This window comes from Actinoplanes sp. NPDC051470, assembly GCF_040682035.1.
Taxonomy (GTDB): Bacteria; Actinomycetota; Actinomycetes; order Mycobacteriales; family Micromonosporaceae; genus Actinoplanes.
On record NZ_JBFBAA010000014.1, the window covers coordinates 50,661 to 72,085 of the forward strand.

Below are 21,425 nucleotides of genomic sequence, written 5' to 3' on the forward strand. Positions count from 1 at the left end.
CCTCGGCCTTTGACCGCGGCGTGCCTCTGACTGCGCCACCCTGATCGGCCGGGCTTCTGGCCGCGCCCTCCCTGACCGGCCGGTCTCGCTGAGCCGACGAGAAGCGATCTGACCTGCTCATCCTTCGTCGGCCGGCCGTTCCATGTCCATCAGGCTGCGCGGACGCGCTGGTTGCTGACGCTCCAGGTCTCGCTCCGATTCCCCCTGCTGGTCCCGGTCTCTGTCCTGCGCCGGGTCCCGCTCTCGGTCTCCCGCCGGTTCATGCTTTTCGTCTCGCGCCAGCCCTCGCTGCTGGTCTTGCGCCGGCCCCCGCTGCTGGTTTGGTACCGGGTCCCGCTGCACCGGGATCAGTCGCGTGGTCGGATCGGCCGCCGGATCGGGCCGCTCCTGATCCACGATGGACCGAGCCCGCCGCTCCCCACCCACCCCATCAACCAGCGCCGGCATAACCGTCGCGTGCCGCAAGAGCGTGGTGTTCTCGCCCCCGCCGTCATCAACCCTGCTCAGCGGTGTCGTCTGCTCATCCTCATCACTCCCCGGCGTGACAAGCAAGGTTGTCTGCTCGTCACTGCCCCGCGTGCCCAATGATGTCGTCTGGTCATCATCACCTGGAGTGATCGACGACGTCGTCCTGTCGTCAGTCCCGGCCGTCGCGAGCAGGGTCGTCTTGTCGTCGTCGCTTGGTGTGACGACGGACGTTGTCCCTTCGCTGCTCCCGCGTCCACCCTGCGGCGTGGTCTGGTCGTCGCTGTCCGGCCTGATCAATGTTGTTGTCTGACCGTCGTCGCCGGGCGCGGTGAGCAGAGTCGTCTTGTCGTCATCGCCTGGTGCGACGAGTGACGCCGTCTGGTCGTCACTGCCCCGCGGGCCCAGTGATGTCGTCTGGTCATCATCACCCGGCGTGACCGGCACCGCCGTCTTACCGTCGTTTTCGCTGCCTTGATCTCCGCGATCTCGACCTTCGCCGCCGAGATCCTCACTGCCGTGGTCCCGGTCTGCGGGGCCTTGCTTGCCCAGGAAGGGGAGTTTGATGATCTGCGTTTCCTCGCCGACGCTGCGGGCTTCGGCGGCTGCTCGTTCGTTGAACGCCTGCCGCGCCCGTTCGAGAGCCGCGCGATCCCGGAACGCCTGCCGTGCCCGTTCCTGAGCAGCCCGATCCCGAGCTTCCTGCTCAGCGACGCGGGCCTTGGCCGCCTGCTGAGCGGCATGCTCCGCGTTGGTCGGCTCCAGCAGGTAGATCACCTGCGTCTGCTCCCCGGGCCCGTCCAGGTAGGTCTTGCCCCCACCCCGGAAGTCCCGAGTCGGCCCGGCACCCACCTCCCGATCCTTCGGAGCCCGGATGACCTGCGTCTTCTCGCCGTCCTTCTCAGTGGCCAACGCGGCCGGTATGACGGTCTCCGCGTCATCCTCCTCGGCCGGCGTCTCGCCCTCGGCGCCGGCGGAGTCGCCCACCCCGGCCGCGGGGACCGGTTGTTCGGCTTGACCACTCGCGGGTTCGCCCGCCTCGGCGGCGGTCGGTTGGTCGGTGGGCTGGTGGGAAGCCGTCAACTCCTCGGCGGGGTGTTCCTCGGAGACACCGTTTGGATGCGTGACGAAGATTCGCTCCGGCTGGCTGGCTGTGGGCTCTTCGCCGGTGATCACCGCGGTCGGTTCGCCCGGGTCCGCCGCGAGGGTTGGTTCATCAGCGTGTGCCGCGAGGGTGGGGTCGTCTGCGTCCTTGCTGGTCGCCGCGGCACCTGGCGGCTCCTGCACGGCGACGACTCGGTCGGTCGGTTCGTCCTTCTTGCCGGCCGTGACGAACGGGCGGACCCCGGTTCCGGGAGGTCGCTGGGCCGGGTCGTTCGGCTGGCCCTGCCTGGCCGGCCGCCTCGCCGAGTCGGTTGGCCGCTCTGGCGAGGCAGGCTGCATCGGGGCGGATCGCTCCGACGTGGTGGGCGGCGGCGACGTGGTGGGCGGCGGCGACGTGGTGGGCGACGGCGACGCGGCAGGTGGATGGGATGCGTTCGGCCGCGGTGTGGTGGTCGGGCCCTGGAATGCAGCGGGTCGCTGGAAGGCGCCGGGCGTCTGGAAGGTGGCGTTCGGCTGCGCCGGGAAGAAGGTGGTTGGCTCGTCGCCCTCGGTGGGCGTGCCGGCGGGGACGCCGGCTGAAGGTGGGTAGCCGGCGGCGTGGGGATGACCGGCGGAGGGGTTCGTGGCGGCGTAAGGGTGGGCGGCCGGCGGGGCGAAGGTTCCCGCGGGAGTGGAGGCGCTGGGTGAGCGGCCCACCGTACCCAGGAAGGGGAATGTGAACGGCTCGTGGCGCGCCCAACGTCGCCCGTTGAGCGCCGTCCCCAGCAGCGGGATCGCGAGCAGGGCCGCCACCGCGTACCCGGGCCTGAACAGCACCCCCGAACCGTACGAATCGGGAAGAAGCGCCGACCACGCGCTCAGCGCGAGAAAGAGACCGCCGGCCAGCACGGGGCCGGCGGGGGAGATGGGCGACAGAAGCAGGAAGGCGTAGGCCGCGCCGGCGAGCAGCAGCCACCCGGGATCCGAACGCGCCCCGCCGAGCCCGAGCCCGCACAGCACCCACACGGCGGGAGCGAGGACGAGGGCGTACAGGATCGATCGGAGGTGGCGCACGTCGCGGACGCTACCTGCACCTATCGGTCCTGAGGAACCGGCTGATCTGTCATTCATCCAGCCCGGAGTTCGCCCGACCCGGGCACGTCGTCCGGACGACGCCCGATCGCCCGGCCGTCACGACCCGCCGCGATTCGGCCCACCCCAAGTCGCCGGTTGATCCGAAGCGCCGCCGCCCGGTCAGCATCCGCCCACCCTCACGGCCGGTTGCCGCGTAATCACACCGTGCAGGTACCTCCGGCGGAAGCCGATCAAGCGACGCCCATCGGTGAGTCACCCGATCGTGGCCCGGCGTGCCACGCGACAACCATCGACTGCCCAGACAGAGACGGCCCCCAGGCAAACGGTGCGCTCACACCAGCCCAGGGGCCAGGACGCAGAAGGAGCCTGCGACCGTGACTACGACAACTACCACCACGGCAGGGACCAGATCAAACCCCCTGCTCGGCGACTACCTCACCCACCTCGACGACGACCTCGACCGCGCCGAGAGCACCGTCGAACACTACGAAGAGATCCTCGCCCGCATGGATGCCGAGCTGCCCGCCGGGCTCAACCGGGCGTGCGCCGAAGAGCTCCAGGCGTGGATCAGTCAGCCCGCCCCGGACGGGACTCCCCGCGACCGGCGTACCCGGGCGCACTACGCGACCATCGCCCGCGGCTACTTCGCCTTCCTGTGCGACCCGGCCGACCCCGTCCTCGACTTCAACCCGGCCGCCCTCCTGCCCCGGCTCGCCGACCCGGGCGGCACTCGGGTGCGGCCGGTCGAGACCGCCACCCTGTTCGACGTCCTGGCCCGCGCCGCCATGCCCTATCGAAGGTGGTTCCTGGTCGCCGCGTACGCCGGGCTGCGTTGCGTCGAGGTGGCCGGACTCAAGCGCGCCGACATCACCGAGCACGAGATGCTGATCAACGGCAAGGGCGCCAAGGTCCGGGCCGTCCCCACCCACCCCGCCATCTGGGCCGCCGTCCAGGCGGAGGCTGGCCTGGTGTGCCGGCGCGCCAACGGCCAGCGGGCCACCCGGCAGCACGTCAGCAACACCGGCAACTGGTACCTGCACCACACGCTCGGCCTACCCGGGGTGCACATGCACCGGCTACGGAAGTGGTTCGGTACCGAGGCGTACAAGGCGTCCGGCAACGACATCCTCGCCGCCCAGGAGCTTCTCGGCCACGCTAGCCCGAGTACCACCCAGATCTACGTGCAGCCCGGCCGGGCCGGCATGGAGCGCGCGGTGGCCGGACTGCCGGTGGCCGGCTAGAGCCGGTTCGGGCGGCGGTCGCGCGGGCGCCCCGCCCCAGCGTTGCGGTGGCGCCGCCGCGCGTCCTGCGGCCCGAGCTCGTTGACGACCAGGATCCGCGGGGCGTCATCCGGGATGTGGTCGCGGCGGACGACGACCATGACGTTGGCCTGCCGCTCGGCGAACAGCCGGGCGCAGGCTACCCAGTCGCCCGGCGGTGCGACGCCGACGACATCGATGCCCTCGCGCTCACATGCCTCCAGGCACGTCGCCACATGCCGGGCGACGTCGCCGCCGGCGGGCGTAAAGATCACTGCCTTGTCTTGCTGCGGTTCCAACAGGGTTCCTCCGTCTCTCCTGTATCTCCAACCGGGGGGCTTCGGTGAAACCCGCAGTTCGCACGCAACGCGCAAGGGATCTAGCTAACAGGGCGTGAATGCGAAAACACGTCGGGTTCACGGTCTGACCGATCCTCAAGCGTCCTAGGTAGACCAGCCGATCTACGCGTCACGCTCACCCGTACGTATCGGATCGGGGACGCAGCGTTGCTAGATCGCTGGCCGGAGACCACACTCGCCCTCGCGGGCGCACCGCCCCAAGTCCCGAAAGGATCATCGACATGACCGCGCCCCACGTCCCAGGCCAGCCGTACAACGTGCCGCCGACCGGATACCCGACCCCGCCGCCGGCGCCCAAGCCGAAGCCGACGTTCTGGCAGACCTTCCCCGGCGCCATGACCATCGTCGGGATCGTCGTCGCCGGCATCGCCGTCCTCTTCCTGCTGCCGATGATCAACCCCGGCCCTGATGGCGACGACCTCGACGTCAACCTGACCAGCTGCAACGCCAGCCAGTTCGGCAACGCCCGCGTCGGGATCACGGTCAAGAACAACAGCAAGCAGAAGGTCACCGCCAAGATCGGCATCGAGTTCCGCGACTCTGCCGGCGCCCGCGTGGACACCGACACCGCGTACGTGCGGGACATCGCTCCCGGCGACACCGCGCGCTCCGAGGAACTCACGAACCTCGACGCGTCGAGCGGCTCGATCACCTGCAAGCTGACGTCAGCCAGCGTGCTCTAGGCCGGGCGCGCCGACACCATCGGCAGCATCCGCCAGGTGCCGTCCTCGGCCGGCTCGGCGAAGAACACCCGGGTCGGGCCGGCGTCGTCGCCGAACAGGTCCCGCCAGTACTCCTGGCCGGGCTGATCCGGCTCCAGCTGCTGGCCTTGGAGAAAGACCCAGCCGGCCCAGCCGTCGCCGTTCGGGCCGGGGCTGGGTGGTGGCTCGGCCGTGACCTGCTTCTCGAACTTGATCACGAAGTTGTGCGGGCCGCCGGGCCACTCGATGGTGATCCGGTCGCCGCGCTTGGGTAGCGCGCTCACCGCGCGACCTTCCGGGCCGGCTTGAACCGGTCGGCCGGCATCACGTACTCCTGCGGGTTGTTGGGCGCCGGCCGGTGGAACACCCGCAGCTGGTCGCCGTCCTCGCCGGGGATGACATCGAGGACCCGTACCGTTCGCTGGAACTGGATGAAGTACGGGTCGGTGAGGCGTGGGTTTTCCAGCGTCACCATGTCGTTGACCTTGAACCGCTGTCCGCTCATCTGCGCCCCTCCTGCCGATGGGCGAGGATCTCGTCGGTGAGTAGCCGCCCCTCGCAGCGGCGGCGGCCGGGCCCTGCTGGAAGCTCGACCGCCGCCGTTGCCTCGATCGTTATCGAGTGAGCACGCCGAGTGAAGTAAGGCGCTGTCCGCTGATCACGCTCGCTGTCCGCTGGCTGGCGGACAAGGATCAGCCAGCGGTCGGGCGGTGTAGCTCGTAGACCTCGCGGAGGTCTGCGGCTTCAGGCGCCCCCGCGTCCTCGACGGCGGTCAGCACCTCGGTGGCACGCCACCAGTTCGACGGGACGATCCGGCCGGTGCCGATCGCGGCCTGCGCCTCAGCGGCTGCCTCGTCGGCCGAGCCGCTGGTCAGCAGCGCCAGGCTGAGGTCCAGGCGGGCAGACGCGATCCGGCGGGGGCGAGCACCGTCGACCTCAAGCTCGGCGAGCACCTCGCGTGCGACGCGGGCGGCCGCAGGGTCACCGGCCCACGCGAGGGTCGTCGCCGCGTACGAGTGCGCCTTCGCCGGGTCGTACTGATAGTGGTGCTCGGGCCGGTCGGGCTCCGGTCGCTTGCCGGCCATGCGCTCCAGGCGGGTGAGCACCTTGCCGGTCTGCACCCGGTCGCCGAGGCGCGCCCATGCCCTGCCCTCCTGGGCGGTCGCCTGCATGTAGGCGGAGCTGCCCGCCGGCGCGGTGGCCTGCGCCCGCTGCGACAGCGACAGCGCCCGCCGGTAGTCGCCGGAGGTCAGGACGTCCCACGCCTGCGTCTCCAGCGCCCACGCGGCGATCTCGGTGTGTTCGGCCTGCCCAGCCAACGACGTAGCCGTGTCGAGGTGAGCGTCGGCGGCGTCGGCCTGGCGCAGGTCGATGTGCAGGGTGGCGCGCAGCAGCGACAGCCAGCCGCCGACCACGATGAGGCGCCGGTGCTGGGCGAGGGTCTTGCGGGCGTCGAGCAGCGAGCTGGCGTACGTGAGGTGGCGGCGGACGCGCGGCAGCAGCCGATCGGGTGGGGTGGTGGCGTAGGCCATCGCCATGCGGTCGGCGGCGCGCTCAAGCTGGTCGAGCGTCTCCGGGCTCACGTCGGAGGCGGTCACCCGGCGGACCAGCTCCAGGGCCTCGATCTCGGCGTCCGGCTCGTCGTCGAGGGTGCGGATGCTGTCCGCACCCCTGGCGGCGGAGATGAGCCGGCCGCCCGCGTCGAGGGCGCGGTCGAGGCGCTCGACGACGTCGGGGCCGGGCGCGGTCCTCTTGCCCTGCTCCAGCTGGTGGATGTAGTTGTGGTTCTGCAGCGCCTCGCGGGCGAGCTCGCGCAGCGAGAGGCCGCGCTCCTTGCGGAGCCGGCGGAGCTGCTCGGCGAAGTCGGCGGCCACGGCTTATCACGTCCCTGGTAGCGGTCAGGGGCGGCGGCCAGCCGCTACAACTGACCGCCGTGCACAAGGGTACGCGCGGTCAGCGGGCGTACCGGTGAGGGTGGGCTGCACGTACGGTGCAGGCATGGACGAGCTGGAGGCGCGGATCGCCGCGCGACTGACTGCGGCGCTGGAGATGTGCGAGCGTACCGGCGTGCAGGTCGGCGGTGAGGGGGTCGGGATGGCCCGCTACGACAACACCGACGAGCCGGTTGTCCGGCTGACGCTGGACGAGGTGGCCGCGATCGCGGCGGCCGAGGCGCGGGCCTGGTTCTGATGGGCGACCCGTTCTTCCCGCACCGCAGCACCGGCACCGAGCCGCAGGAGCAGTTGCTCGCCAAGCTGGTCGAGTCGCTGGCCGAGGATCCGGCGTACGAGGCCTACGACCAGCCGGTCACGAGCATGTGGGACGCCGGCCAGTACGTGAAGTACATCGACCCGGACGGCCGGGTGCACTACCTGCGCATCGTCATCCAGCCGTACCGCAGGCCCGACCCGGGCCTGCGGCCGCAGCTGCCGTAGCCCGGACGCGAAAAAGCGCCCCCCGGCCGAAGCCAGGGGGGCGTTCTGTGTGTCGCTGTGTGTCGCTGTGGATCAGACCCGCTCGGGCCAGTGCCAGGTGCCGCCGCGCTTGTCGGCCTCGTCCTGGTGGCACCGGTTGAAGAACATGCCGGTCGGGTTGAGCACGGCGAGGTCGAGCTGGGTGGCCGGACCTGCGGCCGTGAGAACGGGCAGCTCGACTTCGGGAACTCCGGCGACGATGGCCGCCCGGCACTGCGAGGTGTACTCGCCGCCCGGCGTGCCGTAGCTGACGTAGTGGACGACGCGGCCGACGCTCGGCTGCTGGCCGGTCACCGGACGACCTCGGGCGGCGGCGCGGGCGCTTCCACCTGGGTTCGGACGAACGCGGCGGCGACCAGCGTGATCAGCGCCATGATCGAGGCCTGCCGCTCGGCGCTCAGGTCGATGCCGAAGTACAGCACGCCGGACACCACGGCCTGGGCGACGCCGACCAGCGCGGCGATCTGCCCGTCGCGGCGCACCCACAGCGCGGTGGCGAAACCGGCCAGCGCGACGACGACCGCGTTGAGCGCGGCCTGCTGGCCGCCGGACAGCTCGGTGACGAACAGCGAGAAGAACTGGATCGCGGCGGCGGCGAGGCCGACGTAGAACGCCGGGTCGCGGCTCAGCTGGAACTTCTTCATGACGCCTCCTGACAAGGCTTGACGAACCACACCGTTGTGGTTCACGGGACAACTGAACGACGCGCTGACCTGCGCGTACGGTCGGTCTGGTGATCGAGAAGGTGACGCCCGCGATGCAGACCGCCGACGGCGAATGGCGCGTCGACCTGGTCACCCGCGGGCAGTCGACCTGGTACCGGATCGTGCACGGCGACGACGTCCTGGACTGGCTGTCCATCACCAGCGTCGAGCGGATCCTCGACGAGGCCGGCGTCCGCGACCAGATGGAGGCCGCGGCCTAAGTGATCAGGCCCTCCGGGTATGGCGGCGGGGGTGGCGGGTTGCCGTCGACGATGTGCTTGCGCAGCTGACCGATGTAGTCGCCCTGGACGCGCTGCGTGCGCTCGAGCTTGGTGATCCGCTCGCTGTCCTTCGCCCGCTCGGTACGCAGCGCGGCGATGTCCTCCTGGTGCTGATCGATCATCTGCTGGCCGGCGTCGGAGCGCTTGTTCCTCCGCGACGCCAGGTAGGTCAGATACCCGCCGACGAGGATCCCGACGAGCGTGAGCGCCTGCGGCCACAGCTCGGTCACGTGCGGCCCCGGCGAGGCGGCGCTGCCGGGATACCCCCCGCGATCAGATAGACGAACGCAGCGAAGGCCAGCCAGATCACGGCAGAGACATACCCGCGATCGACCGCGTCAGCCATCCACCCGAACAGCGTGAACAGACCCCAGCCGATCTTCAGCGCCACCGCACCGACGAACGCGGGGGTGTCCTGCTCGAGGAACGCGGACACCAGGCACAGCATGCCGACCGCGCCCCAGCACAACGCGCAGACCCACAACGGCGTCAGGGTCGTCATCCACACGTACGTCGCCGTCAGCGGCTGCGGGGGGTTGAGCAGGGCGAAGCAGTAGACCAGGTCGAGCAGGGCGAAGAACAGCAGCGCTGCCCCGCGCCGCCCGACCCGCTGCCGCAGCCTTCGCACGGTCAGCTCGGCGCCGGCGCGGTCTGCGCCTCGATCCGGCCGAGCTGGCCGACCGGGCCGGACGGCAGCGCCTGCATGTCCTGGTCGGCGAACTCCAGGCCCAGGCCGAACCGGAAGATGGCGGCCAGGTCGTCGCGCCGCTGCTTGTCCTCCTTGCTGTAGCCCGGGTCCTTGCGGATCGCCTTGGCGGCGCTGGCGAAGTAGTCGTCCACGTCCTTGAGGCTCACGCCGGTCTCCTTCGGGGGTTCGGGCGCGAGTTCGTCGCGCACCAGCTGGAGGAACACGTCCCAGGGGAAGTCGCGGCCGGGGTCGGTGTGGTCGCCGCCGTCCTCCGGGAACGCGTTGGTGCAGTCGACGTGCCCGACGATTCCCTTGGGGCCGTTGGGGTATTCCGTCCACGCCCGGCGGGTTTCGGTGGCTGTCAGGCGCCGCACGGGGATGCCGTACCTGCGGCAGTCCCGGGCGACCTGGCGTGCGGCGTTCCGGAGCGTTGCGAGGCTTGCCGGGTCCAGCCACTGGGCGCGGGTTTGCTGCGTGCCGCACAGCTCGTACTGGATGCCCAGCCGGTTGCCGCGGTGCCGGGCGGCGTGCGCGATGTCCCGCGTCAGCACGCACTGCACGACCGAGTTGCTGTCGGCGAAGTAGTGGGTGCTGGTGCCGTCCGTACGGCGGGCGTCGTACGCGGCGCCGTCCTCGGCGCTCGTGCTGCGCTCGGAGCCCGCGGTGTAGTGGATGACGATGAAGCGGACCGCCTTGCCGTCGCGGCCGCTCGTGTACGACCGCGGCCGCACAAACGCAAGGTCCGGGTACTCAGTCGACTTGGCCATCAGGCTCCTTCCGAAGTCCGGCGTACTTGACCATCGCGTCCCACGCCTCGTCCTCGCCGGCGGCGTTGACGTCGCCGGTCAGCACCCAGGCATTGCCGGCGTGGGTGAAGTCGAGCGGCAGGTCCGGGTCGGCCACCTCGGCCGGGCCGTCGAACACGTGCGCCGTGCTGCCGTGCAGCTCGACGTAGCGGGTGCCGGCCTTCAGCAGCAGGTGCCGCTCCTCGTCGCCGGTGTACACCCAGCGGTCCTCGCCGCGGCCGGCCCAGGTCACGGCAGCTCGTCCTCGTCGGTCGGCGGTGGGGGCTGGGTCGGCGGGGGCGGCGGGGGCGGCGGCGGGAGGGCGGGGCCGCCGATCACCGGCGACTCCGGCTGCGGGTCGGGCTCGGTCATGACGACTCCTACGTGAGTGGGCGGAGGAACTCCAGCTCGAGCACCGTCGAGTACTGGCTGGACTGGTTGGTGAGCTGAGCCGCCGCAGCCGCGTTGCTCTGCTGGCCCATCAGCTCGATGTAGTCGCCGCTGGCCGGGTCCAGGGCGACGATGACTTCGGTGCGGGCGGCGAACACCGACGCGTTCAGCGACCCGGAGCCGGGCGTGTACCGGTAGCCGCCGCGGTGGGCGGCCGGCATGTTGATGGCCGCGGTCTTGCGGATCCACGCGTTGAAGTCGGAGTAGTCGTTGCGCGAGCCGTGCATGACGGCGCCGCCCACCCGGTAGTAGCCGGCCCACCCGGCAGACGGGGTGATCCGGGTCGAGTTGACCGCGACGTCGTGGAAGTTGTGGGTGTCGATGTCCTCCGACCCGGCGCCGAAGGTCATCGCCGTGCCCGTGGCGTTGGCGAGGCTCTGCGTCGCCTGGGCGATCAGCCGCACGATCGGCTTCAGCAGCAGCTGGTTGATGTCTGCCGCGAGGACGTCCGCTCCGACCTGCACGCTGCCAGCCATGTCAGAACCCCCACCGTTTGTTGTTCGCGAACGTCACCGCGGCGCCGGCCGAGTGCGACTTGGAGACGCCGTTGGCCGCGCGGGCCGAGGCGGTGAGCGTGTAGACCCCGGACACCGGGCCGGCGACGCTGGTGATCGGGATGTGCTCGCCGTCGATCGAGATCGAGCAGGAGACGGCGCCGGTCTTCCACGTCTCGCCCGCGGCGTTCACGGCGATCGACAGGGCGGCGGTGTTGATGCCGACGTCGAGGGTGGCGCCGGTCGGTCCCCACTTCGACCGGTTGGCCGTCGGGTCGTCCCAGACGCCGGTGTCCCAGACGGTCGCGTCGGAGCACTCCAGGCTGACCGTCCAGTTGCGGTTGTCCAGCGTGGCCGAGTAGCCGTCGGCGAGCAGGTCCGGGTCGGCGCCGGTTACCTGCGTGCGGCCGGTGGTCACGGTGAGCCGGAAGGCGTGCTGCCGGGACCGCCACGTGGGCAGCAGTCCCGGGTTGCGGGCGAAGTCGAGGGCGATGTTCGACCAGCGCATGCCCGGCCGGGTGCCGGTGAAGCGCCGGAAGTCGGCGTGGTCCTGCAGGGGCCGGTCGTCGTGGACGCCGATGGTGACCGACTCTTCGTACTCGCCGACCCGCTCGATGTGGTCCTCGTCGACCGAGGTCACCGACGAGCCGCCGTCGCGGGTGACGGTGATCTTGTTGCGGATGCGCTGGTCGTCGCGGATCGGGCGGGGCGGCTCGGCGATGTGCCCGGCGGCGACCGACAGGTTCATCAGGACGGGCTGGTTGCGGCGGGCCTCCCGCGGCCGGATCCCGAGCCCGTTGCCCGACTCGTAGAGCAGGCCGAAGTCGGCGTCGACGCCGGCCTGCACAATGTCGATCGGCCGGACCCGGGGCTGCGGCCCGAGGTCGACGGTCGTACCGGGCTCGACGGCGACCGGGATGCCGGCCTGCACGCTGATCCGGTCGGCGCGGTCGTCCATGCTCTCGCCGTCGAACGCGGTCGCGGCGTTGAAGAAGGCGTAGCTGACGAACGGCAGCGTGTTCGGGAAGATGCCCAGGTGGGCGTACGAGCTGCCGTCCCACGAGGTGCCGCCCAGGGTGACGACCCGGGCCTGCGGGGCGATCGTCGACGCGTACGTGTTCTGCGTGAACCACGCGATCGGGTCGCCCAGGCGGTAGCGCAGCAGGGTCGCCAGGTACGTGCTGGGCGCGGCGTCCGGCTGGGTGATCAGGCAGAACGCGTGCCACGTCGTCGACCAGTCGGTGATCTCCGGGGCGCCGAACGAGCTGGACGTCACCAGCACGCCTGAGTCGTCGTAGGCGTCCATGTAGAACACGCCCGACCCGGCGACGATGTTGATGCTCGCCTCGAACCGGTAGACCGGGCCCTTGCCGGACAGCACCTGCCCGATGCGGGTCTTGACCGCCGGGTTCGGGGTGGGCTTCATCAGCCACATGACCGCGAACCCGTTGGTCGTCGGCACCTTCGTGCAGTAGGCGGTGATCGACCCGGCGGCCGCGTTCAGCGTGGGCGACACCAGCGCGCCCGGCAGGCTGCTGTCGGCAGCCGGAGTCACCTGGGTGTACTTCGCCGGCTGCTGGCCCTGGACCGCGGAGCCGAACGTCGTGGCCCGCTCGCCGTCCTCCAGCGGCCAGTACGCCACCGGCCCGAACGCTGGCAGCTGCCGGCGCAGTGGAGACTCCAGGGCGCCGGTCTTCACCTGCCGGAGGCGGCGCAGGATCCCGGCCGCTTTGATGGCGGCCCAGCTGTTGCGGCCGGTCATGTCCCACTCGGTCGGCCACTCGGTGACGTAGCCGGTGAACTCCAGGCCGATGATGCGCAGGTCGTCGTAGCCGAACTGGGTGCCCGCGTTGGTGTTGCCGCTGGTGCGCCACGTCCAGATGCCGAGGTTGCCGCCGACGACTCCGGTCTCGGTCGCTGAGGTCGTCCAGGTGGCCGGCTCCGGGTCGGCCTCTTTCCAGATCCTGAGGTAAACCGTTGCGCCGTCACGCATGCCGCGGATGCGGAACCGCTGATTGACGGCGTACGCGACGCCCAGTGTGACCGTGGCGATGGTGCTGAAGCTGCCCGCGACGGTGTGGTGGATCTTCGCGTCGATGGTGCCGTCGACGCGGAAGTCGATGCCCAGCGCCACGTAGTTGCTGGCGTCGATGTACTGGGTGACCGAGGAGAACAGCACACCGCCGGTCGCGGTGGCGGTCACCCACGCCGTCGCGGTGATATCGAAGTTTGTCGACTGGGCGTCGGTCATGACGCACCGGGACGCCGAGTTGGCGCTGGCGATGGCACACGTCAGCGAAGTGCCGTCCCGGGCGTACGACGACCCGACAGTGTAGGTCTGCCCGGACGACGAGGTGCCGACCAGCGCGTTCGCCGGTCGGTCGAAGCCGTCGTAGCCGGTGACCACACCCATCCGGATCGGGGTGTTCAGGTCCAGGTCCGGCCAGTAGGTGCCCATGACGTTGTCCGGGCAGAACCGGCCGTCCTTGTTGTCCAGCGACAACGACATCTGCGAGTAGTCCACCGCGCCGACACCGACCGCGGACTCGCCGCGGCGGCCGGCCGAGTACGTGACCGCCTGGCCACCCTCGGACCCGGGGTACTTCACGTACGCCGAGATGTCCTTCTCCAGGCCCCACGCGTCAGGGGCTTGCGCCGGGCTGCCCGTCGGGTAGAGCCACACCCGCACATCCCACGGCCGGCCGACGCCCATCAGCCCGGCACCAAGGCGATGTCGCCGTTGCGGATCAGGTAGTTGATCAGCTCGGCGACCTTGCTGTCGGCCGACGGTGACACGGCCAGGCGGAACGCCTGCGCCCGCGGGGCAGCCTGAGTGGCGCCGCGCATCCAGCTGCTGCCGCCGCCGTACCCGGCGCGCGCGTACTGCTCCACGCTCGGGACGATGCGGCCGTCACGGTCCGGCACGAACACCTCGGGCCGCTTCTCACCGACGACGTACGCGTGGCCGGCCTTCACCGGGCCGCCGTACTCGCGGGCGTTCTTGTTGTAGGCGGCCCGCAGCGCCGACGAGCTTTGGCCGCTGTCGTAGATGACGTTGACGTGCTCGTCCTTGATCGCCCGCAGGGTCTCCTTGATGCGGCGGGCGACCGTCTGCGCGGCGCTGAGGCCGTTGATGGTGACCGTGCGCTGCACGTTGGGGATTGCCAGCAGCTTGTTGGCCAGCTCGATGGCCTGCCTGCGGGAGCCGGTCATCTTGCTGGCCATGTCGACGAAGTGGCGGGTGTTCGACCTGGCGACGGCGTCCGTCTTCGGGCCCTCGCCGTTCACCTTGAGGCTGGCCTCGTAGTTGCGGTTCAGCTGGGTCGCCAGGTTCGACAGGGCCTCGCGGTTGTTGCGGCCCTTCTCGGTGTTCTCGTCGAGGGTCCGGCCGTTCTTCTTGATCGATTCGGCCGTCTTGTCCAGCGCCGCGGCCACGCTGGTCGTCGAGTCGAACAGGTCCTGGTTGTTGTTCGTGAACTCCTTGATCGCGTCAGCCGCCGACTGGATCTTCGGCGCGGCCTCCTCGGCTGCGCCGCCGATCAGGCCGATCCCGTCGATCGCTGCCGGGGCGCCGCCGGCCAGATCTTTCTGGCCCTTGGCCGCGTCGTCGTAGTGTTTACGGAGCAGCGGCAGCAGCGGGCCGGTGATCCACGGGTTGTTGCCGAGCTCGTTGAACGCCCGGATCATGAAGCCGGTCTGACGGAGCAGGTCCGCCGTCACCCCGGCGATCAGCCGCAGGTTGGACGCCGCCTCCGGGCCGCCGTCGGCCACGATCCGCACGAAGTCGGCGACACCATCGCCGACGATCCGGACCGAGTCGCCCAGACCGTCGAGGGCCGGGCCCGCGTCCGAGGCCTCGTCGATCAGGGCGCCGCTGACCGCTTCGCCCGCGGCGATGATGTCCTTGGTGAACGGCCGAATCCTCGGCGCCAGCTTGTCGAACGCGCCGCCGAGCTTCTTGTTGACCCGCTCGCCCGCCTCGGACAGGTCGGCCAGGGCGTCGAGGATCGGGCCCTTCAGCTCCTTGACCGCAATGCCCTTGAGCCCGCCGGTGAAGTTCGCCCCGGCCAGCTTGCCGGCCGCCTGGATCTGCGGGTCACCCTTGACCGCCGCCATCACCCCGGCACCGATCACCCCCGCGCCCGCGCCGGCGGCCAGCACCGTGGCGATGGTGCCGAGCAGGATCGGCGCCGCGGCGGCGCCGACGGATGCGCCGATGGTGGGGCCGACCGCCGCGCCGAGCTTGCCGGAGATCCCGGAGATGCCGTCGGTGATGCCGTTGGCCAGCTTGCCGGCGAACGACCGGCCCTCAGGCTCCGGATCGGGCAGCAGACCCTTGAGCGCGTCCCGGGACTGGGTCGCACGCTTGAGGTCGGCCTGCATCTTGCGGACGACCTTGGAGATGTCCATCCGCTCGGCGGCGTCGCTCGTGTCCGCGAACGCCTCGTGCAGGCCGCGCAGCTCGTGCTCGAGCAGACCGATCTCGCGGTCCAGCAGCTTGACCCGGCTGCCGGTCTTGTCGCTCGCCTTGCCGAGTCCGTCGGTCGCCTTGGCCGCGTCGTCGGCGGAGTCGGCCGCGTCGTCGAGGTTGTCGGAGAACGACTTGACGGCCGGCCCGGACTTGTCCCGGGCGAGGAGGTCGAGGTTGATCTGGCGGTCAGAGCCCGGCATCCCCGCCACCTCCCTGGTTGGCCGCGGCGACGCGGTCTCGGAAGTACTCCAGATGCCGGAGGGTCCGGGCCGGCGTCCACTCGGTGAGCCGCTCCAGCGGGATGTGCGCCTCGAAGGTGAACAGCGGCTCCACGCCCCGGAGGAACGCGTCTACTCCGCGGGGGACTAGCTCGGCGTAGTGCTCGAGTCCAAAGGGTCGGCGGCCGCCTCAGGCTCGTCGCCGTCGGGCACCCCGGACCACTGGATGAGCATCACCCGCGGCGAGTACTCGGCGTACGACCCGGCGATGTCCGGGTCGGCCAGGTGGATCACCAGCCACGACGCGGCGTGGCAGCCGACGATGCTGTCGTTGCGGACGCCCTGCATCACCTCGAGCAGCGTCAGCGGGTGGATCAGCTCCTCCAGCTCGGCCTGCCGCTTCCAGTGCAGCGCGGTGATGGCCGACTCGTCGTACACCCACCACTCGCTGCCGGGCGGCCCGTACGTCTTCTGGTCGGGCTCGTAGGTGAAGCGGAAGCGCAGGGGCTTCAGCTGGGATGCCTCGTGCACGGATGGTCAGCCCTTCAGCAGTCGGCCGGCGAAGTCGTCGAGGACACCGCGCATCTCGCGCTCGGCGAGGTCGGCGGCCTTGTCGGTGCCGCGGCGGAAGAAGTCCCGCGGGATGGTCGTGGTGGACCAGGAGTTCGGTACGCGGCCCTTGCCGCGCACATTGCGGGACCGGCCCCAGTTCGGGTGGCGCAGCTCGCCCCGGTCGAGGCGGCGGATGTCGCGGCGCTCGGCCTTGCCCTGCGCGACCATGACGATCCGCACCGACCCGGCACGGGCGCCGGACCGCACGGACGCCCGGAACTTCACCGACTTGCTCGCGAGGTCGCGATACCCGCCGCGGCGCGGCAGCGACTCGACAAAGCTGTCCTGGATGGCGGCCTGGACCGGCGCCGCCGCCTTGCGCAGCGCCGCGGCCATCTCCTTGCCGAGGCCTTTCGCGCCGGCGGCCTTGATACTCGCGGCCACCCGGCGCAGCTCCAGGCTGCCCTCCAGGCGGACGTAGACCATCAGACCGTGTTGCGGGCAATCGCCGTGCCCGAGCCGTACGGCCACTGAATGTTCGCCTTCGCCGCGTCACCCACGGAGTTGCCGAACGGGGTGTACTTCGACGGCAGGAACCCGCCCACGTACTCGGCGTTGCCCGTGCTGATCGCCGCGGTCGTCGGCCGCACCTTGCACGTCACCACCGCACCGGCCGACCAGAGCGCGAACAGCAGCTGGTCGACGCCGCCGTTGGTGAAGTTCTGGTTGAAGCCGACCGACAGGCCCGGGTCCTGCAGGCCGGACAGGCGGGCGCGGGCGTTGTCGCCGAACGCCGTGTCGTCCTGCTCCTCGGCGTTCAGGTCCAGGCCGACCTGGTTCGCGTCGGTCGACATGACCACGCTGTTGATCTCGATGCGGGCGTCCTTGAGGATCGGCATCGTCTGCCTCCGTTACTTGATGGCCGGGACGGCCGCGATGGAGAAAGACCCGGTGACCGCCGTGACACGCAGGCGGTACCAGGTATCGGTGATCGGACCGGCCACCCGCGCACCCCAGACGCCGCCGACCGTGGTGATCGGGCCGAAGGTGATCCGGGTGGTGTTCGCGCCGAACGCGTTCGTGGGCGCCGACTCCAGTACCGCGGTGATCGTCGTGCCCACGCTGAAGACGTGCAGAGCGCAGTACAGGTACTGGCCGGCGCCGACCGCGCCCAGCTGCACCCCGGTCCCCGTCGCGCCGGTCGCAGCGACGGTGCCGACGGTCTTGGTGACCAGGCCGCGGGCGACGGCCGTCTCACCGTTCATGCCCTTGACGTCGAGGCTGATCTTGTGGTTGTTGCCGACCTGGTCGCCGAGCGTGTACTTGAACCGGCCGCCGCGCATGATGTACGCCGCGTTGCCCTCGACCCCGTCGTTCGCGATCGTCCACGGCTCGTCGAGGCCGCCGTTCCAGCCGGCGAACGCGTTGGCGTCGACCGGGGCCGCGTGGAACCCGGTGAAGCTGGCCGAGACGTCCTCCAGCCCGCACACCCGGGCGCGGGCGCCACCCGAGCCGACCGGCTGGAACCGGGTGTCGTCCTGGACCTCGTGGTCGAGGTCGAGGCCCACCTGGTTCAGGTCGGTCGTCAGGTCGTACCCGCCGACCCACGACCGTACGTTCTTGAGGATCGGCATCGTCAGGCCTTCGGGGCCCGCTTGGCCGATACGTGCGCCTCGTCCTGGCCGCGGGTGACGCCGCCGAGCACCGGCTCCGTCACGACTCCGCCAGTTGCCAGCTCCGGCTGCGCGTCCTGCGCCTCCTGGGCCTCGTCGGCCGCGGCCTTCTCGGCCTGGGCCCGGCGCGCCTGCGTGTCGGCCAGGCGGGCCAGCAGAGCCTCCTCCTCGGCCGCGAGCGCCTCGGCCACGCTCGGGGCGTCCAGGCGCTTACCGAGGCCCGGCAGCGAGCAGTTCAGGTCGACGTCGGTCTCGTCGGCGTCCCACTCGACGATGTCGCCGCGCTGCTTCTTCGTCTCGCCGTTGACGTCGGTGACCTTGTACCGGTTGGACAGCAGCTCAACCGCGACGATCCGGCCGGCCAGGCGACGCTCCTCGACGTGGTGCGGGCGGCACCAGTCCTCGACCCGCTCCGGGTTACCGCCTTCGGCCTTGGAGTACTCGCCCTGGGTGAGCACGGTGCCGTACGCCTCGACGTCGCAGCCCGCCCGCTTGCAGATGGCAATCGCAGCCATGGTGTTCCCTTCAGTCCTCTTCGCCGGAGACTTCGACGGTGATCAGTAGTTCGCCGCCGAAGTAGCCGATGAGGCCGACCTCTTCGACGCCGAGCGGGCGAGACGATTGGCAGCTCAGGTCGATCACGACGCCGCCGAGCGTGGGCTCGTTCTCCAGGGCGCGGATCAGCGACTTCGGACCGGTCCACGACAGGTACTCGGCGAGCTTCTTCTGGCCGACCCGGTCGACCTCGGCGGAGGTGAGGACCGTCAGCGGCCAGTTCGGGATGATGACCTCGCCGCGGCCGAACGTCGCGCGGTAGTCGGGGATGGGCGGCACGCCCACCATGAGGAACGGCGGGTCGATCGAGCCCGGCCGCTCAGCCTTCGACCGCAGGCCAATCGTCTTCGCCCGGGTCTCGACAGCCTCGGCCAGCTCCCACAGGGTCGGGGTGGCCACCTCAGCCCACCAGCACCGGGTCGCGGACGTACGGCGCCAGCATCGACATCACGGCGCCGTTCTCCCGGACACGCATCGGGCCGAACTCGCCGTAGCCGGCCACGCCGAACCGGGCGTCCTTCAGGCCGAGCATGTCCGAGGTGGCGATCAGGCACGCCTCTTTCACCGGCGCCGGGACAGCGGCCCATCCCCACCGCGCGGTGATGGTGATTTCGCGTCCGGCGTACCACCAGGCCCAGCTGGTCGCCTTCGGCCAGATGCTGGTGTACGGCCAGCCGGACTGACCGGACTGCACACCGTTGCGCGGCTTCAGCAGGTACGCCGACGACGACCAGGCCGACCCGGAGATCAGCAGGCCGGTCGTGGTGTAGAAGTCGTCCACCTCGAGGAAACAGCCGGCCTGGACCTCGAAGGTGCGGGCCGACTCTGCCTCGTCCCTGATGAAGGTGCGCTGGCAGACGTTGTCGATGCCGGCGGACACGGCGGACAGGACGGCCGTGATGCGGGCGTCGTCCTCGGTGTCCGAGACGTCGATACCGCGGTAGGCCTTCGCCTCCGCCAGGGTCGCGTACGCCATGCAGCACCCCCAGGGAAGCGTGTGGAGTTAGGGCGCGGGAGCCCGCCTCGCCGGCGGCGGGCTCCCGCGGGATCGATCAGCGGATGACGGCGTTCTTGCCGACGTCCTGCGGCGGCACACCGGGAGGCGTCTGCTGCCAACCGCCCGGGGTGAGGTAGAGGTCCGTCGTGTAGATCGGGCCGATGGCGGGCGGCGGCGGGATCTCACCGCGGGCGATGCCCGCGAGCATCTCCTCGGTGATGCCCATCTTGCTGACGAACTCCTTCGTCAGGTTGGGGGCCTTCGCCAGCGCCGCCGCGAACAGCCTGTCGCCGCCCGCGTCCGGGGTGACGCCCGGCGTCACCTCGACCGGGATCCGGTCGGGGTCGACGCCAGGCACGACCACGCCGGCGTTGAGGATCTCGGTGCCGTGCTCGCCCTTGAGCCCGTCGGTGCTGGCGTCCGCGAACGGCTGGCCGCTACGCGGATCCACCGGCACGTCGGCCGGCTTGGTCGTGAACGGCGCCGAAGCGCCCTCGGTGACCACGATGTCGCCGCGGGCCGGGGTGTTCACCAGCGAGGCGTCACCGGCGAGCGCCTGGGCGCCCTCCGTGGGCGCCGTGCTGGTGTCGGCCGGCCCGGCGGGCGTGCGGCCCGCCGCCTTGGCCTCGGTCTTTTCGGCCGCCTGCGCGCCGGCCTTCTGCGTGTCTGCCACGGTTCTCGCTCCGATCAGGTGGTCAGGGTCAGGACGCGGAACGCGCCGGCCGTCGAGACGTCGGCGCCGACCCGCCAGAACGCGTACCAGGCGCCCTGACCGGTGGGGCGGCGGTTCGCGCCGAGCACGATCGGGTCGTAGACGACCGACATGCCGACGCGGTCGACGATGTAGTACTGCGACATGTCGCCGTACGCGAGGACCTTGTTGCTGTTCGCGTAGGCGCCGACCACGCTGGTCGACTCCAGGAACGGCTTGCCGAGCATCTTCGGCTCGTCGGTCACGTCGTTGACGATCGACGCGGTCGAGCCGGTGAACGACGGCACGTTGCGCAGCGTGTTGATGGCCGACAGGTTCGCCAGCCACACGACCCGCGACCGCGGCCCGCGCCAGCGCGCCGGCAGGGCGCCGGACAGGCTGTAGACCGACGCGGCGGTCGGGCCGGACGTTGCGGTGCCCGCAGCGGCAGCCAGGGTCGTGCCGCGGGCCATGACGCCCCACGGCTGGCCCGTGCCGGTGCCGACAGCGAACGCCGACTCCTCGAGGCGGTCCTTCGCGTCGGCGAGCAGCTCCGGGATCTGCGTGGCGATGTCCGAGTCGCCCAGCACCTCGTACGAGCCGAACAGGTACGCGTCGGCCTTCTGCGGGGTGATCTTCAGCTGGCCGACCGTCGGGGACGCGTCCGCGGCCTCGATGCCTTCCGCCGTCCACTCCGCGCTGACGCCGGCCGACGTGACGCCGTTCCAGTCGTTGGTCGCGGTGGTCTTGATCGTGGCGTACCGGCGGTAGGGGTTCGCCGACCCGTTGTTCGTGAGGATGATCGTCGGGTCCAGCGTGAACGGCACGAGGTAGCCGCCGTTCGCCGCGGTCAGCGACATGGCAGCGCGGGAGGCGTAGCCGCCCGGGTCCTCCATGTACGCGACGAACGCCTCCCGGTACTCCGGGGTGCCGGTGAGCAGCATCTGCCGGGCCACCGCGGTGCCGAACTTGACGCCGCCCTTCTCGACCAACTTCGTCGCCTGCGCGGCGGCGTCGGACTCCAGGGCCCAGTGGTCGGTGCGGTTGGCGTACTCCTCGATCGCGCCGAGCGCCCGGGCGCGGATGTCGCGCGGGTCGGCCACACCGGTGCGCACCGCGTCGAGGTTCTCGAACGGGCTCAGCTTCGACTTGCGCACGCCGAGCTCCGGGACGCCGCGGTCGGCGACGGTCTCCTCGCGGTTGCCCTCGTGCTGCGCAGCGCGCTGCACGGCCGCGATGCGCTCTTCGCGCTCGGCGAGGGGCTTGAGCTCCTCGCCGAGCATGTCGGCCTCGGCGAGCAGGTCATCGAACCGCGTCACCGCGGTCTCGTCAGCCTCGCCGGAAGCGTCGAGCTTCTCCAGCGTGGCCACGTCGGACCGGATGGCCTCCATCCGGGTGCGGATCTCATCCGCGCGCTTCAGACCCATCAG

The 21,425-nt window shown here is 70.8% G+C and carries 30 protein-coding genes; 5 read left to right on the forward strand and 25 right to left on the reverse strand.

Annotated elements, in window-relative coordinates:
* Positions 1-117: 117 nt before the first annotated feature.
* A complete protein-coding gene (locus AB0M54_RS24200) occupies positions 118-2,622 on the reverse strand; it encodes a hypothetical protein (protein WP_364473832.1) in 2,505 nt (834 codons plus the stop codon).
* Positions 2,623-3,017: 395 nt separating this feature from the next.
* On the opposite strand from AB0M54_RS24200, the gene AB0M54_RS24205 reads away from it, so the two are divergent.
* Positions 3,018-3,884: a site-specific integrase gene (locus tag AB0M54_RS24205; RefSeq protein ID WP_364473833.1), complete on the forward strand. Its 867-nt coding sequence runs from the start codon at positions 3,018-3,020 to the stop codon at positions 3,882-3,884.
* On the opposite strand, the gene AB0M54_RS24210 is transcribed toward AB0M54_RS24205, so the two are convergent.
* Entirely contained in the window at positions 3,881-4,201 is a 321-nt protein-coding gene (locus tag AB0M54_RS24210; protein ID WP_364473835.1) for a hypothetical protein, read from the reverse strand. The genes AB0M54_RS24205 and AB0M54_RS24210 overlap by 4 nt on opposite strands.
* Before the next feature lie 281 nt (positions 4,202-4,482).
* On the opposite strand from AB0M54_RS24210, the gene AB0M54_RS24215 reads away from it, so the two are divergent.
* A complete protein-coding gene (locus tag AB0M54_RS24215; protein ID WP_364473837.1) occupies positions 4,483-4,944 on the forward strand; it encodes an FxLYD domain-containing protein in 462 nt (153 codons plus the stop codon).
* Here the strand turns inward: AB0M54_RS24215 and AB0M54_RS24220 are convergent.
* From AB0M54_RS24220 to AB0M54_RS24230, 3 genes are all read right to left on the reverse strand, one after another.
* Entirely contained in the window at positions 4,941-5,246 is a 306-nt protein-coding gene (locus AB0M54_RS24220) for a hypothetical protein (protein ID WP_364473839.1), read from the reverse strand. The two genes, AB0M54_RS24215 and AB0M54_RS24220, sit on opposite strands and share 4 nt — an antisense overlap.
* Positions 5,243-5,467 (reverse strand): hypothetical protein, encoded by a 225-nt coding sequence (locus tag AB0M54_RS24225; protein WP_364473841.1) that lies wholly within the window; start codon positions 5,465-5,467, stop codon positions 5,243-5,245. The genes AB0M54_RS24220 and AB0M54_RS24225 overlap by 4 nt, the downstream gene beginning before the upstream one ends.
* 187 nt (positions 5,468-5,654) lie before the next feature.
* Positions 5,655-6,836 (reverse strand): helix-turn-helix transcriptional regulator, encoded by a 1,182-nt coding sequence (locus tag AB0M54_RS24230; RefSeq protein ID WP_364473843.1) that lies wholly within the window; start codon positions 6,834-6,836, stop codon positions 5,655-5,657.
* A gap of 124 nt (positions 6,837-6,960) precedes the next feature.
* Here AB0M54_RS24230 and AB0M54_RS24235 point away from each other — a divergent pair, with 124 nt between their 5' ends.
* Both AB0M54_RS24235 and AB0M54_RS24240 read left to right on the forward strand, forming a co-directional pair.
* The gene (locus AB0M54_RS24235; protein WP_364473845.1) at positions 6,961-7,152 is read left to right on the forward strand and encodes a hypothetical protein; all 192 of its coding nucleotides are present in this window, start codon (positions 6,961-6,963) and stop codon (positions 7,150-7,152) included.
* Positions 7,152-7,397, forward strand: a complete 246-nt coding sequence (locus tag AB0M54_RS24240; protein ID WP_364473847.1) for a hypothetical protein — start codon at positions 7,152-7,154, stop codon at positions 7,395-7,397. The genes AB0M54_RS24235 and AB0M54_RS24240 overlap by 1 nt, the downstream gene beginning before the upstream one ends.
* 72 nt (positions 7,398-7,469) lie before the next feature.
* On the opposite strand, the gene AB0M54_RS24245 is transcribed toward AB0M54_RS24240, so the two are convergent.
* Positions 7,470-7,730 (reverse strand): hypothetical protein, encoded by a 261-nt coding sequence (locus AB0M54_RS24245; protein WP_364473849.1) that lies wholly within the window; start codon positions 7,728-7,730, stop codon positions 7,470-7,472.
* The gene (locus AB0M54_RS24250) at positions 7,727-8,080 is read right to left on the reverse strand and encodes a hypothetical protein (RefSeq protein WP_364473851.1); all 354 of its coding nucleotides are present in this window, start codon (positions 8,078-8,080) and stop codon (positions 7,727-7,729) included. The genes AB0M54_RS24245 and AB0M54_RS24250 overlap by 4 nt, the downstream gene beginning before the upstream one ends.
* A gap of 89 nt (positions 8,081-8,169) precedes the next feature.
* Between AB0M54_RS24250 and AB0M54_RS24255 the strand changes: the two genes are divergently transcribed.
* A complete protein-coding gene (locus AB0M54_RS24255) occupies positions 8,170-8,361 on the forward strand; it encodes a hypothetical protein (protein ID WP_364473853.1) in 192 nt (63 codons plus the stop codon).
* Here AB0M54_RS24255 and AB0M54_RS24260 read toward each other — a convergent pair.
* From AB0M54_RS24260 to AB0M54_RS24345, 18 genes are all read right to left on the reverse strand, one after another.
* A complete protein-coding gene (locus AB0M54_RS24260) occupies positions 8,358-8,651 on the reverse strand; it encodes a hypothetical protein (RefSeq protein WP_364473855.1) in 294 nt (97 codons plus the stop codon). The two genes, AB0M54_RS24255 and AB0M54_RS24260, sit on opposite strands and share 4 nt — an antisense overlap.
* Positions 8,648-9,049 carry a hypothetical protein gene (locus AB0M54_RS24265; RefSeq protein WP_364473857.1) on the reverse strand — a complete coding sequence of 134 codons (402 nt, stop codon included), beginning with the start codon at positions 9,047-9,049 and terminating at the stop codon, positions 8,648-8,650. The genes AB0M54_RS24260 and AB0M54_RS24265 overlap by 4 nt, the downstream gene beginning before the upstream one ends.
* A gap of 2 nt (positions 9,050-9,051) precedes the next feature.
* Complete coding sequence (locus tag AB0M54_RS24270; RefSeq protein WP_364473859.1) at positions 9,052-9,876, reverse strand: peptidoglycan recognition family protein; 825 nt, start codon at positions 9,874-9,876, stop codon at positions 9,052-9,054.
* A complete protein-coding gene (locus AB0M54_RS24275) occupies positions 9,860-10,147 on the reverse strand; it encodes a hypothetical protein (RefSeq protein WP_364473861.1) in 288 nt (95 codons plus the stop codon). The genes AB0M54_RS24270 and AB0M54_RS24275 overlap by 17 nt, the downstream gene beginning before the upstream one ends.
* Positions 10,144-10,266, reverse strand: a complete 123-nt coding sequence (locus tag AB0M54_RS24280; RefSeq protein WP_364473863.1) for a hypothetical protein — start codon at positions 10,264-10,266, stop codon at positions 10,144-10,146. Before AB0M54_RS24280 ends, AB0M54_RS24275 begins: the two co-directional genes overlap by 4 nt.
* 8 nt (positions 10,267-10,274) lie before the next feature.
* On the reverse strand, positions 10,275-10,820 hold the full coding sequence (locus tag AB0M54_RS24285) for a hypothetical protein (protein ID WP_364473865.1): 546 nt from the start codon (positions 10,818-10,820) through the stop codon (positions 10,275-10,277).
* Position 10,821: 1 nt separating this feature from the next.
* The gene (locus tag AB0M54_RS24290) at positions 10,822-13,551 is read right to left on the reverse strand and encodes a hypothetical protein (RefSeq protein WP_364473867.1); all 2,730 of its coding nucleotides are present in this window, start codon (positions 13,549-13,551) and stop codon (positions 10,822-10,824) included.
* The gene (locus AB0M54_RS24295) at positions 13,551-15,509 is read right to left on the reverse strand and encodes a hypothetical protein (protein WP_364473869.1); all 1,959 of its coding nucleotides are present in this window, start codon (positions 15,507-15,509) and stop codon (positions 13,551-13,553) included. The genes AB0M54_RS24290 and AB0M54_RS24295 overlap by 1 nt, the downstream gene beginning before the upstream one ends.
* Entirely contained in the window at positions 15,496-15,642 is a 147-nt protein-coding gene (locus tag AB0M54_RS24300) for a hypothetical protein (RefSeq protein WP_364473871.1), read from the reverse strand. The genes AB0M54_RS24295 and AB0M54_RS24300 overlap by 14 nt, the downstream gene beginning before the upstream one ends.
* 32 nt (positions 15,643-15,674) lie before the next feature.
* Positions 15,675-16,058, reverse strand: coding sequence for a hypothetical protein (locus AB0M54_RS24305; protein ID WP_364473873.1), 384 nt, complete (start codon positions 16,056-16,058; stop codon positions 15,675-15,677).
* Positions 16,059-16,064: 6 nt separating this feature from the next.
* Positions 16,065-16,565, reverse strand: a complete 501-nt coding sequence (locus tag AB0M54_RS24310; protein WP_364473875.1) for a hypothetical protein — start codon at positions 16,563-16,565, stop codon at positions 16,065-16,067.
* Positions 16,565-16,978 carry a radical SAM protein gene (locus AB0M54_RS24315; protein ID WP_364473877.1) on the reverse strand — a complete coding sequence of 138 codons (414 nt, stop codon included), beginning with the start codon at positions 16,976-16,978 and terminating at the stop codon, positions 16,565-16,567. The genes AB0M54_RS24310 and AB0M54_RS24315 overlap by 1 nt, the downstream gene beginning before the upstream one ends.
* Positions 16,979-16,990: 12 nt before the next feature.
* The gene (locus AB0M54_RS24320) at positions 16,991-17,713 is read right to left on the reverse strand and encodes a hypothetical protein (RefSeq protein ID WP_364473879.1); all 723 of its coding nucleotides are present in this window, start codon (positions 17,711-17,713) and stop codon (positions 16,991-16,993) included.
* Positions 17,714-17,715: 2 nt separating this feature from the next.
* Positions 17,716-18,267, reverse strand: coding sequence for a hypothetical protein (locus AB0M54_RS24325; RefSeq protein ID WP_364473881.1), 552 nt, complete (start codon positions 18,265-18,267; stop codon positions 17,716-17,718).
* A 10-nt stretch (positions 18,268-18,277) separates the two neighbouring features.
* Entirely contained in the window at positions 18,278-18,706 is a 429-nt protein-coding gene (locus AB0M54_RS24330) for a hypothetical protein (protein WP_364473883.1), read from the reverse strand.
* Between the two features lies 1 nt (position 18,707).
* A complete protein-coding gene (locus tag AB0M54_RS24335; protein ID WP_364473885.1) occupies positions 18,708-19,283 on the reverse strand; it encodes a head-tail connector protein in 576 nt (191 codons plus the stop codon).
* A 76-nt stretch (positions 19,284-19,359) separates the two neighbouring features.
* Positions 19,360-19,977: a hypothetical protein gene (locus tag AB0M54_RS24340; RefSeq protein ID WP_364473886.1), complete on the reverse strand. Its 618-nt coding sequence runs from the start codon at positions 19,975-19,977 to the stop codon at positions 19,360-19,362.
* 14 nt (positions 19,978-19,991) lie between these two features.
* The gene (locus AB0M54_RS24345) at positions 19,992-21,422 is read right to left on the reverse strand and encodes a phage major capsid protein (protein WP_364473888.1); all 1,431 of its coding nucleotides are present in this window, start codon (positions 21,420-21,422) and stop codon (positions 19,992-19,994) included.
* Positions 21,423-21,425: the final 3 nt, after the last annotated feature.

Excerpts from the sequence above, each read along its gene's own strand:
- AB0M54_RS24215 (WP_364473837.1), top strand. The coding sequence starts at position 4,483 with ATGACCGCGCCCCACGTCCCAGGCCAGCCGTACAACGTGCCGCCGACC.
- AB0M54_RS24225 (WP_364473841.1), bottom strand. The coding sequence starts at position 5,467 with ATGAGCGGACAGCGGTTCAAGGTCAACGACATGGTGACGCTGGAAAAC.
- AB0M54_RS24235 (WP_364473845.1), top strand. The coding sequence starts at position 6,961 with ATGGACGAGCTGGAGGCGCGGATCGCCGCGCGACTGACTGCGGCGCTG.
- AB0M54_RS24240 (WP_364473847.1), top strand. The coding sequence starts at position 7,152 with ATGGGCGACCCGTTCTTCCCGCACCGCAGCACCGGCACCGAGCCGCAG.
- AB0M54_RS24250 (WP_364473851.1), bottom strand. The coding sequence starts at position 8,080 with ATGAAGAAGTTCCAGCTGAGCCGCGACCCGGCGTTCTACGTCGGCCTC.
- AB0M54_RS24270 (WP_364473859.1), bottom strand. The coding sequence starts at position 9,876 with ATGGCCAAGTCGACTGAGTACCCGGACCTTGCGTTTGTGCGGCCGCGG.
- AB0M54_RS24280 (WP_364473863.1), bottom strand. The coding sequence starts at position 10,266 with ATGACCGAGCCCGACCCGCAGCCGGAGTCGCCGGTGATCGGCGGCCCC.
- AB0M54_RS24285 (WP_364473865.1), bottom strand. The coding sequence starts at position 10,820 with ATGGCTGGCAGCGTGCAGGTCGGAGCGGACGTCCTCGCGGCAGACATC.
- AB0M54_RS24290 (WP_364473867.1), bottom strand. The coding sequence starts at position 13,551 with ATGGGCGTCGGCCGGCCGTGGGATGTGCGGGTGTGGCTCTACCCGACG.
- AB0M54_RS24295 (WP_364473869.1), bottom strand. The coding sequence starts at position 15,509 with ATGCCGGGCTCTGACCGCCAGATCAACCTCGACCTCCTCGCCCGGGAC.
- AB0M54_RS24310 (WP_364473875.1), bottom strand. The coding sequence starts at position 16,565 with ATGGTCTACGTCCGCCTGGAGGGCAGCCTGGAGCTGCGCCGGGTGGCC.
- AB0M54_RS24315 (WP_364473877.1), bottom strand. The coding sequence starts at position 16,978 with ATGCCGATCCTCAAGGACGCCCGCATCGAGATCAACAGCGTGGTCATG.
- AB0M54_RS24320 (WP_364473879.1), bottom strand. The coding sequence starts at position 17,713 with ATGCCGATCCTCAAGAACGTACGGTCGTGGGTCGGCGGGTACGACCTG.
- AB0M54_RS24325 (WP_364473881.1), bottom strand. The coding sequence starts at position 18,267 with ATGGCTGCGATTGCCATCTGCAAGCGGGCGGGCTGCGACGTCGAGGCG.
- AB0M54_RS24335 (WP_364473885.1), bottom strand. The coding sequence starts at position 19,283 with ATGGCGTACGCGACCCTGGCGGAGGCGAAGGCCTACCGCGGTATCGAC.
- AB0M54_RS24345 (WP_364473888.1), bottom strand. The coding sequence starts at position 21,422 with ATGGGTCTGAAGCGCGCGGATGAGATCCGCACCCGGATGGAGGCCATC.